At 59.0% G+C, this 14,365-nt stretch carries 18 protein-coding genes; 14 read left to right on the top strand and 4 right to left on the bottom strand.

Annotation, left to right across the window (positions count from 1 at the left end):
- The 3 genes from HY36_RS09850 to HY36_RS09840 form a co-directional block, all read right to left on the bottom strand.
- A partial coding sequence (locus HY36_RS09850; protein ID WP_035551975.1) for an IS6 family transposase occupies nt 1-621 on the bottom strand: 621 nt, incomplete at its 3' end.
- A complete protein-coding gene (locus HY36_RS09845) occupies nt 618-968 on the bottom strand; it encodes a DUF6691 family protein (protein WP_081806138.1) in 351 nt (116 codons plus the stop codon). The genes HY36_RS09850 and HY36_RS09845, both read right to left, overlap by 4 nt.
- A 3-nt stretch (nt 969-971) precedes the next feature.
- On the bottom strand, nt 972-1,397 hold the full coding sequence (locus HY36_RS09840) for a YeeE/YedE family protein (protein WP_035551972.1): 426 nt from the start codon (nt 1,395-1,397) through the stop codon (nt 972-974).
- An 89-nt stretch (nt 1,398-1,486) separates the two neighbouring features.
- On the opposite strand from HY36_RS09840, the gene HY36_RS09835 reads away from it, so the two are divergent.
- The 6 genes from HY36_RS09835 to HY36_RS09810 all read left to right on the top strand — a co-directional run bounded on the left by HY36_RS09835 (nt 1,487) and on the right by HY36_RS09810 (nt 8,559).
- A complete protein-coding gene (locus tag HY36_RS09835) occupies nt 1,487-2,143 on the top strand; it encodes a peroxiredoxin (protein WP_035551970.1) in 657 nt (218 codons plus the stop codon).
- On the top strand, nt 2,140-2,535 hold the full coding sequence (locus HY36_RS09830) for an ArsR/SmtB family transcription factor (RefSeq protein ID WP_035551967.1): 396 nt from the start codon (nt 2,140-2,142) through the stop codon (nt 2,533-2,535). The genes HY36_RS09835 and HY36_RS09830 overlap by 4 nt, the downstream gene beginning before the upstream one ends.
- A 20-nt stretch (nt 2,536-2,555) precedes the next feature.
- Nucleotides 2,556-3,422 (top strand): MBL fold metallo-hydrolase, encoded by an 867-nt coding sequence (locus HY36_RS09825; protein WP_035551964.1) that lies wholly within the window; start codon nt 2,556-2,558, stop codon nt 3,420-3,422.
- Between the two features lie 35 nt (nt 3,423-3,457).
- Entirely contained in the window at nt 3,458-5,197 is a 1,740-nt protein-coding gene (locus tag HY36_RS09820) for a bifunctional protein tyrosine phosphatase family protein/NAD(P)/FAD-dependent oxidoreductase (protein WP_035551961.1), read from the top strand.
- A 103-nt stretch (nt 5,198-5,300) separates the two neighbouring features.
- Nucleotides 5,301-7,118 (top strand): SulP family inorganic anion transporter, encoded by a 1,818-nt coding sequence (locus HY36_RS09815; protein ID WP_035551958.1) that lies wholly within the window; start codon nt 5,301-5,303, stop codon nt 7,116-7,118.
- Between the two features lie 76 nt (nt 7,119-7,194).
- A complete protein-coding gene (locus HY36_RS09810) occupies nt 7,195-8,559 on the top strand; it encodes an MBL fold metallo-hydrolase (protein ID WP_035551956.1) in 1,365 nt (454 codons plus the stop codon).
- On the opposite strand, the gene HY36_RS09805 is transcribed toward HY36_RS09810, so the two are convergent.
- Nucleotides 8,556-9,029: an RrF2 family transcriptional regulator gene (locus HY36_RS09805; RefSeq protein ID WP_081806137.1), complete on the bottom strand. Its 474-nt coding sequence runs from the start codon at nt 9,027-9,029 to the stop codon at nt 8,556-8,558. The genes HY36_RS09810 and HY36_RS09805 overlap by 4 nt on opposite strands.
- A gap of 127 nt (nt 9,030-9,156) precedes the next feature.
- On the opposite strand from HY36_RS09805, the gene HY36_RS09800 reads away from it, so the two are divergent.
- From HY36_RS09800 to HY36_RS09775, 8 genes are all read left to right on the top strand, one after another.
- Nucleotides 9,157-10,563, top strand: coding sequence for a cytochrome ubiquinol oxidase subunit I (locus tag HY36_RS09800; protein WP_035551953.1), 1,407 nt, complete (start codon nt 9,157-9,159; stop codon nt 10,561-10,563).
- A gap of 12 nt (nt 10,564-10,575) precedes the next feature.
- Entirely contained in the window at nt 10,576-11,577 is a 1,002-nt protein-coding gene (cydB, locus tag HY36_RS09795) for a cytochrome d ubiquinol oxidase subunit II (RefSeq protein ID WP_035551950.1), read from the top strand.
- Nucleotides 11,577-11,705 carry a DUF2474 domain-containing protein gene (locus HY36_RS18825; RefSeq protein WP_155841843.1) on the top strand — a complete coding sequence of 43 codons (129 nt, stop codon included), beginning with the start codon at nt 11,577-11,579 and terminating at the stop codon, nt 11,703-11,705. The genes cydB and HY36_RS18825 overlap by 1 nt, the downstream gene beginning before the upstream one ends.
- Before the next feature lie 11 nt (nt 11,706-11,716).
- Nucleotides 11,717-11,878, top strand: a complete 162-nt coding sequence (locus tag HY36_RS18385) for a hypothetical protein (RefSeq protein ID WP_155841841.1) — start codon at nt 11,717-11,719, stop codon at nt 11,876-11,878.
- A 13-nt stretch (nt 11,879-11,891) separates the two neighbouring features.
- Nucleotides 11,892-12,428 carry a ferritin-like domain-containing protein gene (locus HY36_RS09790; RefSeq protein WP_206741181.1) on the top strand — a complete coding sequence of 179 codons (537 nt, stop codon included), beginning with the start codon at nt 11,892-11,894 and terminating at the stop codon, nt 12,426-12,428.
- Nucleotides 12,429-12,529: 101 nt separating this feature from the next.
- Complete coding sequence (locus HY36_RS09785) at nt 12,530-12,886, top strand: hypothetical protein (protein WP_206741180.1); 357 nt, start codon at nt 12,530-12,532, stop codon at nt 12,884-12,886.
- Between the two features lie 5 nt (nt 12,887-12,891).
- Entirely contained in the window at nt 12,892-13,383 is a 492-nt protein-coding gene (locus HY36_RS09780) for a cytochrome c (protein WP_035551945.1), read from the top strand.
- Between the two features lie 126 nt (nt 13,384-13,509).
- Nucleotides 13,510-14,139, top strand: coding sequence for a peroxiredoxin (locus tag HY36_RS09775; protein ID WP_035551943.1), 630 nt, complete (start codon nt 13,510-13,512; stop codon nt 14,137-14,139).
- Nucleotides 14,140-14,365 lie beyond the last annotated feature (226 nt).

Here is a 14,365-nt window from a genome sequence, read left to right as displayed (position 1 = left end):
ATGATTGAAGTGGTTGTATACAGACGAATGGATTGAAGCGAATTTCTGAAGACTTCGCATGCGCCGGAATCGAGACATCGCCCGCTCTCGCCTTCGGAATGGCAAATGAGAGTTCTCGGCCCGATTATTGAGATGACGCCCTGTTTTCTGGCGGCCGGCGTTCCCAATCATTTTCAGAGCAGCTCGATACGATGGGCACTTGTCAGTCACCACGACATGTGGATTGCCATACCGTTTCATGGCTTTCTTCAGGAATTTCAATGCTGAAGCCTTGTCGCGGGTCTTCGTCACGAAGGACTCCAGGACTTCGCCCTCATGGTCGACCGCGCGCCACAGATAGTGAGTCTTCCCACGGATCTTCACGAAGACCTCATCCAGATGCCACTGCCATTGCGGCGATTGCCTCATTCTTTCCGAACGGCGCTTCCGTATTTTGTGAGCGAAGTAAGTTCCAAAACGGTCGACCCAATGCCTCACCGTCTCGTGGCAGATGTCGATGCCACGTTCGTGAAGAAGGTCTTCGACGTTCCGCAAGGACAACGGGAAGCGGACATACATCATAACCGCAAGCTGGATGATCTCGGGCGACGTCTTGAAGTAGCGGAATGGATTCTGGCTCATTTCCGGAGCCTAAGCTCCAGAATGCGCCGTCTCAAGGCCGGTTCCTTTGACAATCCCCCCCAGCCAATCCCGAACAAGATAGCGCCCAGGGCGAGCTTGGTATCGACCTGGCGATTGCCAGGTACCTGAAAACGCTCGGCGAAGACCGGTTTTGGCCTCGTCCAGGCCAGTCTATACCCGATCGCGGTCACGATGAGCGCGCCGCCCATGACGAAAGCGAGCGATGGGTCCCAGTTTCCGAAAAGATCCAGGAAAGCGAGTACTTTCGCCGGATTGACCATTTCGCTGATGGTCAGGCCGAGGCCGAAGACAAGACCCGCGAGCAGAGCAGCGATGTTACGTCCCATGACTTAAGCTCCCAAGACTGATTTTGCGATGGCGACGGTGGCCATGCCTGCGCCCATAAACAAGGCGACGGACGCCATCGACCGTGGCGACAGACGCGACAAACCGCAGACGCCGTGGCCGCTCGTGCAGCCTGAGCCGAGCCGCGTGCCGAAGCCAACAAGCAAGCCCCCGGCAATGATGAGCGGCCAGTTCTGCGTGATTTCAAATGGCGGCTGAGCGCCCCGGGTGAGCGCCCATAGGGCGGGCGCGGCAATCAGGCCGACCACGAAAAGAGTGCGCCAAAGCTTGTCCCCGCGCTCGGCGAAGACCGAGCCTGAAAAGACGCCGCTGATTCCCGCGATACGGCCATTGAGCGCCATCAACAGAACAGCGGACAGCCCGATCAGGACCCCGCCGATTGATGCACTGATGGGGGTGAAATTCTCCATGGGGTATGCCTCCCTTAATCAATTTACAATCTTGTGTTGACATATCTGTAAACTGTATTTTATTAACAGGCAAGCAAGAGTTTTTAATCATGACCGAAACCGATACAGCCCCGCCCCAGCCGCTTACGGCTCGCATCGACGACATCGCGCCGGACTTCACGGCGCGGACCACACAAGGCGAAGTTAGCCTGTCGGGTTATCACGGACGCTGGTTGCTCTTCTTCTCGCATCCGGCCGATTTCACACCCGTCTGCACGTCGGAATTCATCGCGCTGCAGAAGGCGAAGCCGCAATTCGACGCGTTGAACTGCGACTTGCTCGGCCTCTCGGTCGACAGTCTCTATGCCCACATCGCCTGGGTGAAGGACATCGAGGCGCGCTTCGACGTAAAGATCACGTTTCCGATTATCGAAGACATCTCGATGGCGGTGAGCCGCGTCTACGGCATGATCCATGAGGGTTCTGCGACGACGGCGGCGGTGCGCTCTGTCTTCTTTATTGATCCGGAAGGCTATGTCCGCGCCCTGATCCACTATCCGATGAATGTCGGGCGATCCGTCGACGAGCTTCTCCGGGTCCTGCACGCTTTGCAGACCTCTGACGCCTGCCATCTCGCAACGCCGGAAGGCTGGAAGCCCGGCGATGAAGCCGTCCTGCCCCCGCCGCTCGATCAGGCCGAAGCTGACAAACGCTCGGCGATGAATGGCGGCGCGTGGTACCTCACCCATGCCGAGGCGACCCAATGACGCCGCTTTCCAAAGATTTCGCCCCACTGGCTCTTGAAGCGACGGAGCTTCTAAAAGCCCTCGCCCATCCGGAGCGGCTGATCATCTGCTGCCAGCTGCGAGACACAGAAATGTCGGTCGGTGATATCGAAACGACGCTCGGCATCAAGCAGCCGCGTCTATCGCGAGAGCTCTCAAAGCTGCGCGATACAGGGCTCGTCCAGACTCGCAGGGAATCCAAACTCGTCTTCTACACCCTGAGCGACAAGCCTCGGGTTCGGGAGATGGTCGATGCCGTCTGCGCCGTCATGCTCGGGAAAACCGCACCAAAAACTGGCGGCGAGGCCGGCTCCCCAAAACTCAAACCCAATCGCCCCGGCGGCTACGGCGTCTTCGCCCGCACGGGGTCTTAAGCCAAGCCATGGAGACAAAGATGCATAAACCAGAGGTCACCGGTTTCTTCGACGAAGCCACCTACACGATCAGCTATGTGGTCGCCGATCCGGAGACAAAACACTGCGCGATTATAGATTCGCTTCTGGACTATGATCAGGCGTCAGGTCGTACCAAAACCACTTCGGCAGACAAGCTGATCCATTTCGTGCGCCAGAATGGGCTGACCTGCGAGTGGATCATCGACACCCATGTCCATGCGGACCATTTGACCGCTGCACCCTACATCCGAGAACAGCTCGGCGGAAAAACGGCGATCGGCGACAAGATCCCGGTGGTTCAACGCGTCTTCGGCGAAATCTTCAATGAGGGTCAGAGCTTCCATACAGATGGCAGCCAGTTTGATCACCTCTTCAAACCAGGCGAGTCCTACCGGGTCGGCAACATCGAAGCGCGGGCGCTTCCAACGCCCGGACACACGCCCGCCTGCATGACTCATCTCATCGGCGACGCCATGTTTGTCGGCGATACGATCTTCATGCCGGACTTCGGTACGGCGCGCTGTGACTTTCCGGGAGGCGACGCCGGGACACTCTATGACTCCATTCAAATGCTGTTCGATTTTCCCGACGACACACGCATGTTCCTCTGCCACGACTACAAGGCGCCTGGGCGCGATGAATATGTCTGGGAAACCACAATCGGCGAACAGAAGCGCTCGAACATTCATGTGAAGGACGGCACGTCGCGCGAAGACTTCATCAAGATGCGCACCGAACGCGACGCGACCCTCGCCATGCCAAAACTGATCCTGCCATCGGTACAGGTCAACATGCGCGCGGGCGACATGCCGCCACCTGAGGACAATGGCATTCGGTACATGAAAGTGCCGATCAACGCGCTCTAATCTCAAAACAATAAAGCGTCGGGAGGACGAACCTTATGGATATCAAGACGATTGCGCCGGACCTGTCGGTCTCACCACAGATCAGTGTACAGGATGTCGGCATCGCTGCGAGCCAGGGGTTTAAATCCCTGATCATAAACCGGCCAGACGGGGAGTCATCCGATCAAACCGATCATGCGGCGATTGAAGAGGCCGCACGTCGCCATGGCCTGGAGGTGCGCTATGTGCCGGTCGTCTCCGGCAAAGTCACCGACGCTGATGTCGAAGCGTTCGATAAGGCCATGCACGAGCTACCAGCCCCGGCGCTCGCCTATTGCCGAACCGGAACGCGATCCGCAACGCTTTGGGCCCTGTCTCAGGCTGGCCACCTTTCGACCGATGCGATTCTCAAGACCACAGCAGGCGCGGGCTATGACTTGTCGGGCCTGCGGTCGCGTCTTGAGGCCCGCGATAAGGCAGCTGAAGGCGGAATTGGCCCAGTCAAATCCCATGACGTCGTTATCATCGGCGGCGGCGCCGCTGGCATATCGACCGCGGTGTCCATTCTAAAACGACGAGGCGGCGTCGACATCGCCATCGTCGAGCCGCGCACGGAGCATTACTACCAGCCAGGTTGGACCCTGGTCGGGGGCGGCGTGTTCAAACGCGAGCAAACCGAACGACAGATGGCGACCCTGATGCCGAAAGGCGTGCAATGGGTTCGCGCTGCCTGTGCTGGCTTCGATCCGGAGCGCAATCAGGTCATTCTGGAGGATGGCGAGCGGATCGGCTACAAGGTGCTTGTCGTCGCGCCCGGTCTGAAACTTAACTGGGACGGCATTGAAGGCTTGAAGGAAACGCTCGGCAAAAACGGCGTGACCTCGAACTATCTCTTCGACATGGCTCCTTATACCTGGGAGCTGGTCCAGTCGATGAAAGGCGGACGGGCGCTCTTTACCCAGCCGCCCATGCCGATCAAATGCGCCGGTGCGCCGCAAAAGGCGATGTATCTTGCTTGCGACGCGTGGAAGCGGCGCGGTGTCCTGAAGGATATTGAGGTCGAGTTTCACAATGCAGGCGGCGTCATCTTCGGCGTGAAGGAATATGTCCCGGCCCTGATGAAATATGTCGATAAGTACGGCATCGATCTCTGTTTCAATGAAACGCTGGTGGCCGTCGATGGCGCCAAGAAGACAGCCTGGTTCGATGTGAAGGACGCTGACGGCCAAGTGACGCGAGAAGCCCGCGAGTTCGACATGATGCATGTCTGTCCACCGCAAACATCTCTCGACTTCGTCGCCAACAGCCCGCTCGCCAATGAGGCAGGCTGGGTCGATGTCAGCGGCGAGACGCTGCAGCATACCCAATACGGCAATGTGTTCGGCCTTGGCGATGCGGGCTCAACCCCAAACGCCAAGACTGCCGCCGCTGTGCGCAAGCAGGCGCCAGTCGCAGCTCATAATGTACTTTGCGTCCTCGATGGCAAAGCGCCGAACGCCGTCTATAGCGGCTATGGCTCCTGCCCGCTGACCGTCGAGCGCGGCAAGATCGTGCTCGCCGAATTCGCCTATGGCGGCAAGCTCGAACCCACCGTGCCGCAATGGATGCTCAACGGCACCAAACCGACCCGCGCGGCCTGGTTCCTGAAGGAGAAAATGCTGCCCAACATCTATTTCGACATGATGCTGCGTGGCACCGAAACCCTCGCCAAACCAAAGCTCCTCCCACATCGGCCCGCCTCGCATGAGGCGCAAAAGGCCGTTGACTTCAAGGATGCGCCGTCAACAGCGGCGTAGACTTGATCTGAAGAAGGCCTGTCCACGCTCGCGTCCCCCCACCCAGCCAGCCGTCGCAGGCCTTCTTCTTTTCTTTCCAATTCGATGATCAGGCGGCCCGTCCATGAAGCTCGCAAAATACTTTCCTATCCTAGACTGGGGCCCGAAATACCGCGGCGAGACCTTCGTCAACGACATGGTGGCGGCAGTGATCGTCACCATCATGCTGATCCCGCAATCGCTCGCCTATGCGCTGCTTGCGGGCCTGCCGCCTGAGATCGGCCTCTACGCCTCAATCCTTCCCCTACTTGTCTATGCGATCTTCGGCTCAAGCCGTCAACTCGCCGTCGGGCCCGTCGCAATCCTGTCTCTGATGACGGCAGCGGCGGCAGGCAAGATCGCCGCCCAAGGGAGTGCGGAGTATATTCAGGCCGCTGTGATCCTGGCGCTCCTTTCCGGCGTCATCCTGCTCGCCATGGGCCTCTTCCGCATGGGCTTCCTGGCGAACTTTCTCAGCCATCCCGTCGTTTCGGCCTTTATCACAGCGTCTGGCATCATCATCGCCGCCTCACAGATGAAACATATCCTTGGCATTGATGCGGGCGGGCATAACCTCTTTGAAATCGTCGTTTCACTGTTCGAAAAGCTGCCAGAGACGAACCTCCCGACACTGTATATCGGTGGCGCGTCGCTCATCTTCCTCTTCTGGGTTCGAAAGCAGTTCAAGCCATTGCTCAAAGCGATCGGGCTTGGCGACAAGGCCGCGACGATCATCGCCCGCGCTGGCCCGGTCTTCGCCGTCGTGGCCGGTATACTCGTGGTCGCGGGCATGGGCCTCGACGAGCGCGGCGTCAAAATCCTCGGCGATGTCCCTCAAAGCCTGCCTGCGATCGGCGTTCCGACCTTCAATGCTGACATCTGGATGCAGCTCCTCGGCTCAGCGGCCTTGATTAGCCTCATTGGTTTCGTTGAGTCCGTCTCCGTGGGCCAGACGCTCGCCGCAAAGAACCGGACCCGTATCGACCCGAACCAAGAGCTGATCGGCCTTGGTGCGGCGAGCTTTTCAGCGGGCGTCTCCTCTGGTTATCCGGTCACAGGCGGCCTCGCCCGCTCTGCCGTGAACTTCGATGCAGGGGCCGAAACGCCTGCAGCGGGAGCCTTCACCGCCGTTGGGATTGCGCTTGCGACCGTCTTCCTCACGCCCTTCCTCTTTTATCTGCCACAGGCCGTGCTCGCCGCGACCATCATTGTGGCTGTCCTGTCGCTGGTCGACATTCCGGAAGTCATCAAGGTCTGGAAATACTCCAAATCCGACTTTGCAGCCATGGCCGCCACCATCTTCGTGACGCTTGGTTTTGGCGTAGAACTTGGCGTTACCACCGGCGTCGTCCTGTCGCTCCTCCTCCACCTCTACAATACCAGCCGCCCCCATTTCGCGCTGGTGGGTCAACTCCCCGGCACGCACCATTTCCGTAATGTGAACCGCCATCCGGTGGTGCTCTCAGACACGGTTCTGACCGTGCGCATTGATGAGAGCCTCTACTTCGCCAATGCCCGTTTCCTTGAAGACACGGTTTACTGCATGCTCTCCAACCGCCCGGACATGAAGCATCTGATCCTCATGTGCCCAGCGGTGAACCATATTGACGCCAGCGCGCTGGAAAGCCTCGAAGCGATCAACCATCGCCTAAAGGATGCTGGCGTCACGCTCCACCTTTCGGAAGTCAAAGGCCCGGTCATGGACCGCCTCCAGCGCACGCATTTCCTCGACGAGCTGACCGGCAGTGTCTTCCTCAACCAGTATGAAGCCATGCTCGAATTGGACGAGGACTGCGTGAAAACAGCCTTCAGCCGAGATCCCAAAACCACCGAACCTGGCACCGATCCCTGTCCATCCCTACGCCATGCCGGGCTGGAACCCGCAAACGGACGAGATCGTTAGCAAAACGTACCGCACGCCGAGGATTTCGTGCTGCGAGGTTCATTGCTCCAGGCCCAAAAACAGGAACTGATTCACCATGCATCTGGAACGTATTGAAACGACAGGCCTCGCCCACTTTTCCTATCTGATCACCGATGGCGGCGTCGCCGCAGTGATCGATCCGCGAAGGGATGTCGATATTTATCTTGAAATCGCCCGGCGCGAGGGCGCTGTCGTCCAGCATGTTTTCGAGACGCACCGCAATGAAGATTTGATCTCAGGCGCAGCCGCACTTTCCGAGCTGACGGGCGCGCGCGTCTATCATGGCCCGAAGCCGGCCGGAAACATCGCTTATGCCGAGATCGTTCGCGAACCCTTTGAGGTCTCGGTCGGAAACCTGCGGCTGCAAGTGCTCGAAACACCTGGTCATACCGAGGACTCAATTTCTATCGCTGTGTTTGACGAGAGCTATCCAGAGGGCGCTGCCGGTGTCTTTACGGGTGACGCGCTCTTTGTCGGCGATGTCGGGCGCACGGATTTCTACCAGGACCGTGAAGCCGAAATGGCGGGCAAGCTCTGGGACAGTCTTCAGAAGCTTCTCGCTCTGGGTGACCAGGTCATCATCTATCCTGCCCATGGCGCAGGATCGGTCTGCGGGTCTGGCGTCGCAGAGCGCGCCTTCTCGACGCTTGGACATGAGCGGCGCAACAATCGCCGTCTGTCGCTGCCCTCGCGCGAAGCATTCGTGGCGGCCAAAACCGCCGAGCATCATTATCAGCCGCCTTATTTCAGCATTATCGAGCGGCTCAATTTGGAAGGGGCTCAAGCCCGACAGAACAACCTTGCTCCACCGATATTGACTCTTGGTGAGCTACAGTCGCGAGCGCCGGATCATCTGATCGATATCCGATACGTCACAAGCTTCCTGGGCGGCCACGTCGATGGGGCGCAAGCGCTCCCTGTCTCCATGATTTCAGCCTTTGCCGGCTGGTTCATCGCCGAGACCGACTCGATCGGGCTGATCGCAGAAGACGCTGAAGCGGTTAGCGCTGCGATCGACCATCTTGGCCGGATCGGGTTTGACAACGTCATTGGCGCAGCGCTCAGCCCGCTCTCCATGGCCGCGTCCGGCGCGGCGCTGACATCTGTTCCGATCGTCGGTGTCGAGACGGTGGCTGAGCGAAGTCAGAACCAAGACGGCTGGACCCTGCTGGATGTGCGCTCGATCGAAGAGTTCGAAGCCGGGCACGTGCCCGGCGCCAGCCATTTCTATGTCGGCGATGTGCTGGCAGCCTGCGACAAGCCAGAGCTTGCTGGCTCGGCAACGATCATGTGCGGAAGCGGCGCGCGCGCGACGGTCGCAGCGTCCGCGCTTCTGCGTTGCGGCTATAGCGACATCGACGTCTTTATTGGATCGTTCAAAGCCTGGCAGGCCGCAGGCAAGCCAGTTGAACGCGCTTAGTCATGCCCTGCGGACTGCATCGCCTGCTGGGTCGCCTGATTGGCCATAAGCCGCTCGATCAGCACCGGGCCGTCGGCGATCATGTCGGCAAGCGTGACCTTGTCCAGCTCAGCGAAGAAGGCCTTCAGCCCTGCACGGAACAGGACACTCAGCTTGCACACCCCGATCAGAGGACACGTGTTGCTTTCGGGGTTGAAGCACTCGACCAGTTCGAGATCGCCTTCGGTATGGCGGACCACTTCGCCAATCACGATCTCGTCCGGAGTGCGGCCCAGCCGGACACCGCCGCTGCGGCCACGGACATTTTCCAGATATCCGAGCTGCCCAAGCTGGCGCGCGGCTTTCAAGAGATGGGCGCGGGAGATGCCATAAGCATCGGACACATCTTCCATACGTACCAGCTGGCCGGGGTGCAGCGCGCAGAACATCAGCGTGCGCAACGCATAGTTTGTGTAGGCGGTCAGTCTCAAAGGGATCTCCTGGGGTCAGCACGTCGCATGCGACAAAAAGTGTCCTCGAAAATAACTCTTAAAAAGTTAAGTGGTCTCTCGAATGACACTTTTAGGCCCGTTGGTCAAATTCAAAGGGTAAATTCTTATGTTTGAAGCACTCGACGCTGTCCTCCTTGCGCGCATCCAGTTCGCATTCACGGTCAGCTTTCACATCATATTTCCGGCCTTCTCCATCGGTCTTGCCTCCTATCTCATGGTGCTCGAAGGCCTCTGGCTGAAGACTGAAAACCCGGTCTATTTGCGCCTGTTCAAATACTGGCGGAAAATCTTCGCGGTCGCCTTCGGCATGGGCGTCGTGTCCGGCATCGTTATGTCTTATCAGTTCGGAACGAACTGGAGCGTCTTCTCAGACAAGGCGGGACCGGTGATCGGGCCACTCATGGCCTACGAAGTGCTAACCGCTTTCTTCCTCGAGGCTGGGTTCCTCGGTGTCATGCTGTTCGGCCTCGGGCGCGTTTCCAACACGCTTCACTTTGTCTCCACCATCATGGTCGCGTTCGGCACGCTCTTGTCAGCGACCTGGATTCTGTCGGTCAACAGCTGGATGCAAACCCCGGCCGGTTTCGGCATCAATGAGGTGGGCCAGTTCGTGCCGGAAAACTGGATGGAGATCATCTTCAATCCGTCTTTCCCATACAGGCTCGTGCATATGGTGCTTGCCGCTTATCTCACGACCGCCTTCGTGGTCGGCGCGGTCGGCGCGCTGCATCTCCTGCGCAATCGTCAGAACCCGGAAGCGCGCAAAATGTTCTCCATGGCGATGTGGATGGCGGCAATCGTCGCGCCGCTGCAAGTCATTGCCGGCGACTTTCACGGCATCAACACCTATGAGCACCAGCCGGTCAAAGTCATGGCTATGGAAGGCCACTATGACAGCTATCCGGAAGGCGCGCCGCTGTATCTATTCGGGATACCGAACGAAGAAGAGCAGCGTCTCGACTATGCTGTGGGTATTCCCAAACTTTCCTCGCTGATCATCAAGCACGATCTCAATGCGCCCATGAAGGGCCTCGACACGGTCCCGGATGAGCTTCAGCCGCCGGTCCCGATTGTCTTCTGGAGTTTCCGGATTATGGTCGGCATCGGCATGCTGATGGTGTTGGTCGGGTTTGTCAGCCTATTCCTTCGCTGGCGCCGCAAGCTCTATGATGCGCCGCTCTTCCACCGCGCCGCCATGCTTATGGGGCCGTCCGGTTTCGTGGCTGTGCTCGCCGGTTGGATCACGACGGAAGTCGGCCGCCAGCCCTATACGGTCTACGGCCATCTGATGACGTCTGACTCCATCGCGCCGGTCGAAGCGCCTGCGGTCGCAGCGTCGCTGATCGCCTTCATCGTGGTCTACTTCGCCCTTTTCGGGGCAGGCACGCTCTACATCCTGAAGATGATGAACAAGACGCCGGGAGACGTAAGACCGCTTCCAGAAACGCCAACACGCACGGCCGGGACAACGCAGCTAGCTGCCAAACGTCCTGACGTACTGCCCGCTGAATAGGAGGCGCTCCCAATGTTTGATCTACCCACCATCTGGGCCGGCCTCCTTGCCCTCGCCATCTTCATCTATGTGGTGCTTGATGGCTTCGACCTCGGGATCGGGATTGTCTTCCCCTTCCTGAAATCAAACGGCGACCGCGATGTTGCCATGAACTCTGTCGCGCCGGTCTGGGACGGCAATGAGACATGGCTTGTTCTCGGCGGCGGTGGTCTGATGGCGGCGTTCCCGCTTGCCTATGCGGTGGTTATGCCAGCGCTTTATGCGCCCTTCATCATCATGATACTCGCGCTGGTCTTCCGGGGCGTCGCGTTCGAGTATCGCTGGCGCGACAAGGCCCATGAAAAAATCTGGGACCGGTCCTTCTTTTATGGCTCTCTGATCGCAACCTTCTGTCAGGGCATTGTGCTGGGGACATTTGTTCAGGGCATCGAAGTTGATGGGCGCGCCTATGGCGGCGGCTGGTGGGACTGGCTGACCCCGTTCACCATCACATGCGGCATTGCGCTGGTCGCTGGCTATGCCCTGCTCGGAACCACCTGGCTCATCATGAAAACTGAAGGCGAGCTGCGCGAGACGGCCTATCGCTATGCGAAGCTGTCAGCGCTCGCGACGCTCGGGTTTGTCGGGCTTGTCAGCCTCTGGACGCCGTTCCTCTCGCCAGAGATTGCGGAACGCTGGTTCACCTTCCCGCAGCTCCTCTTCGTGCTGCCGGTGCCGACCCTGACCGCGATCCTCGCCGCCATTCTCGGATGGGGGCTTCTCAAGAAGAAGGATCAAGTCGCGTTCCCGACCTCGATCGGTCTGTTCGCACTTTGCTTTGCGGGTCTCGGTATTGGGACATCGCCTTACATTGTGCCGCGGGCGATCACCATTCAGGAGGCAGCCGCGCCCGATTCCAGCCTGTTCTTCATGCTGATCGGCGCGCTCATCCTGCTCCCAATCATCATCGGCTACACCGCTTTCACCTATTGGGTGTTCCGCGGGAAAGTTGATCCGGATGCGGGGTATCACTGATGCGCGAAGAAGACCGTCCTCTCGTCAAAAAAACCGGCCCGAAAGAGATCGCCTGGTTTGTCGGCCTCTGGGCGCTGGGCGTCGCCGTCATCCTAACCGTCGGCGGCCTGATCAAGCTGGTGCTTTAGGAGACAGGCGCATGCAAGCCCTTTCCAATTGGTCCCCGCGCCAGACCCTGAAAACCCTCAGCGCCCGCAAGAAGGAGTTGTTCTGGGTCTGGATCGCCTATCAGAGCATCAAAGGTCTGATCACCACGTCCCTGATCTGGGTCCCACTGATTCTCCTTTGGCTCAAACACTAACGGGATGATGAGAATGACCTGTAAGAAAAGACATCGCCGCCGGCACCGCGCCGGGTTTTGCGCAGCCGCCGCGCTCGCCGCTGCTCCGGCAGCCGCGCATGCCGATCTGCCTGCTTCGGTCGTTGAAGCCATGGATCTTGCCTTGGCCGACGAGCGCCAGGCGCACCGGACCTATTCTGACATTCTTGAAGCGTTCGGAGAGGTCAGACCGTTCAGCAATATCGTCCATGCTGAGGCCCGTCATATCGAAGCGCTGCTGCCGCTCTATAGCGCATACCGCGTCCCGGTCCCCGCAGATGACAGCAGCCACGACCTGGATGTTGCAGTGCTGAGCCTGAAGGCTCTCTGCGAAAAAGGTGTCGCCGCAGAAATCGAAAATGTGCGTCTGTACGATGAAGAGCTGCTCCCGGCTGTCTCGGACTATCCCGATATCGCGGCCGTTTTCACAAATCTGCGCAATGCGTCTGCGGACCGCCATCTTCCGGCCTTCCAGCGCTGCGTCGATCGCGGCGGACAGCCCGGCCGCGGATACAGAGGAGGCCGTTCCTAATGCGGATCAAAACCTTTTTCGCTGGGCTCGCCCTTTCAGGTCTCACCGCCTGCGCGTCTATGCCCCCGACGCCCCCACCCGCAAAGGAAAGGACAGACGCGATGCTGACCATCATTACCAGCGCCGATCCTGAGACACAGCTGATGGCTCTGGTTCTGACCCGAAGCGCCATGGAAGCCGGCGAGCGCCCCCACATCCTGTTGTGTAGCGCTGGCGGCGACCTTGCCCTGAAGGACGCGCCAGCCAGCGCCACGGCACCGCTACAGCCGAAAGGCGCCAGTCCGCAGGGGCTCCTGAAGATGCTCATGTCTGGCGGCGTTGGCGTTGAGGTGTGCGCCATCTATCTGCCGAATCGTCCATTTGGCGCTGAAGCGCTGCTCGACGGTGTCGGGGTCGCTAAACCTGAAGACATGGGCGCGCGGATCGCTGCGCCCGGCGAAACCATTCTGAGCTTCTGATTAGAATGAGCCGGTTTACTTCCATCCTCCTGCTCGGTGTCGGCGTCTTCGCCGGGGCATTCTCAACCCTTGCCTGGACCAAAAGCGCCGCACCGCTAGCGGAACCAGAAATGGCTGAACAAGCACACATCGAAGACGCAAGGACGGTCATCGCTTTTACAGCAGAAGAGCGCCAGCACATCCGGTCAGAAATGCTTGCCTTCCTGCAAGGTGCCCAATCGATTTCCTACGGGCTTGCCGAGCAGGACCGCATATTGATCGGCGAGGCGGCCCGTGAGTTGTCGCGCGGCGCGGGCGACCCGATCGGCGCCAGTATCCGAGCCAAAGCGCCTGAAGGATTTGTCGGCCTCTCGCGTGGTCTGCGCAGCGATTTCGGGGACCTCGCCGCCCTTTCCGAAACTGCTGACTTTGCCGACCTGCAGCTTCAATTCTCCGCAACGATGAGCCGCTGCGTCGCCTGTCATGGCACGTATCGTAGCACCGGAGACGGCCCATAGAGAAAATCAATCGAAGACGTCATCAATATCAATTTCAAAAGTGTGATTTTCTATACTACTTTAAGTGTGAACCTTAGCGTTCCTCCCAACCGGACACTGTCCACAACCTCAAATCAGGAGCACACCATGTCTCTCAGAATCGGCGACACCGCCCCAAACTTCACCATCCCGACCACAAAGGGTGAGATCACATTCCACGACTGGATTGGCGACAGCTGGGTCTTCTTCTTCAGCCACCCGGCGGACTTCACCCCGGTCTGCACCACAGAAATGGGCCGCACAGCACAGCTCTCCCAGGAATTCGTCAATCGCAACACCAAGCCGCTGGGTCTCTCGACCGATACGGTCGAGGAACACATCAAGTGGATCGACGATGTAAATGACACGCAGAACACCGATCTGGCGTTTCCGATCGTCGCCGACGCCGACCACAAAGTGGCTGAGCTCTATGACATGATCCATCCCGGCGAGAGCGAAACCGCTGCGGTCCGTTCGGTCTTCATTATCGACCCGAACAAGAAAATCCGCCTGACCATGACCTATCCGATGAGCGTCGGCCGGAACTTTGATGAAATCCTTCGCGTGATCGACGCGCTGCAGGCTGGTGACAAGCACGGGATCGCCACCCCGGCCGACTGGCTGCCGGGTGGCAAAGTCATCATCCCGCCATCGGTGACCAACGAGCAGGCCAGCGTGAAATTCCCGCAGGGCTGGGACGAGCTGCGTCCTTATTTGCGGTTCACCGAAGTCAAATAAGCCATCAACATGCGCCGGGTCTTGAAAGATCCGGCGCCCCCCTGCCTGGAGGCCTTCCCATGTCCGTATCAGTCCCGCTAAAAGCCGCGCTGCGCGGACGCTGCGGCGTCTGCAGCCAGGGCAAGCTCTTTGAAGGCTTCCTCAAACTCAAATCCAGGTGCGATCATTGCGGTCAGGATTTTACTGTTGCCGATACTGCTCTGCCCCACCGAGGTGGTCCACCGGT

The organism is Hyphomonas atlantica corrig., from assembly GCF_000682715.1.
GTDB lineage: Bacteria > Pseudomonadota > Alphaproteobacteria > Caulobacterales > Hyphomonadaceae > Hyphomonas > Hyphomonas atlantica.
Note: the sequence above shows the minus strand (reverse complement) of the source record. Positions and strands in the feature narration are given on the sequence as shown.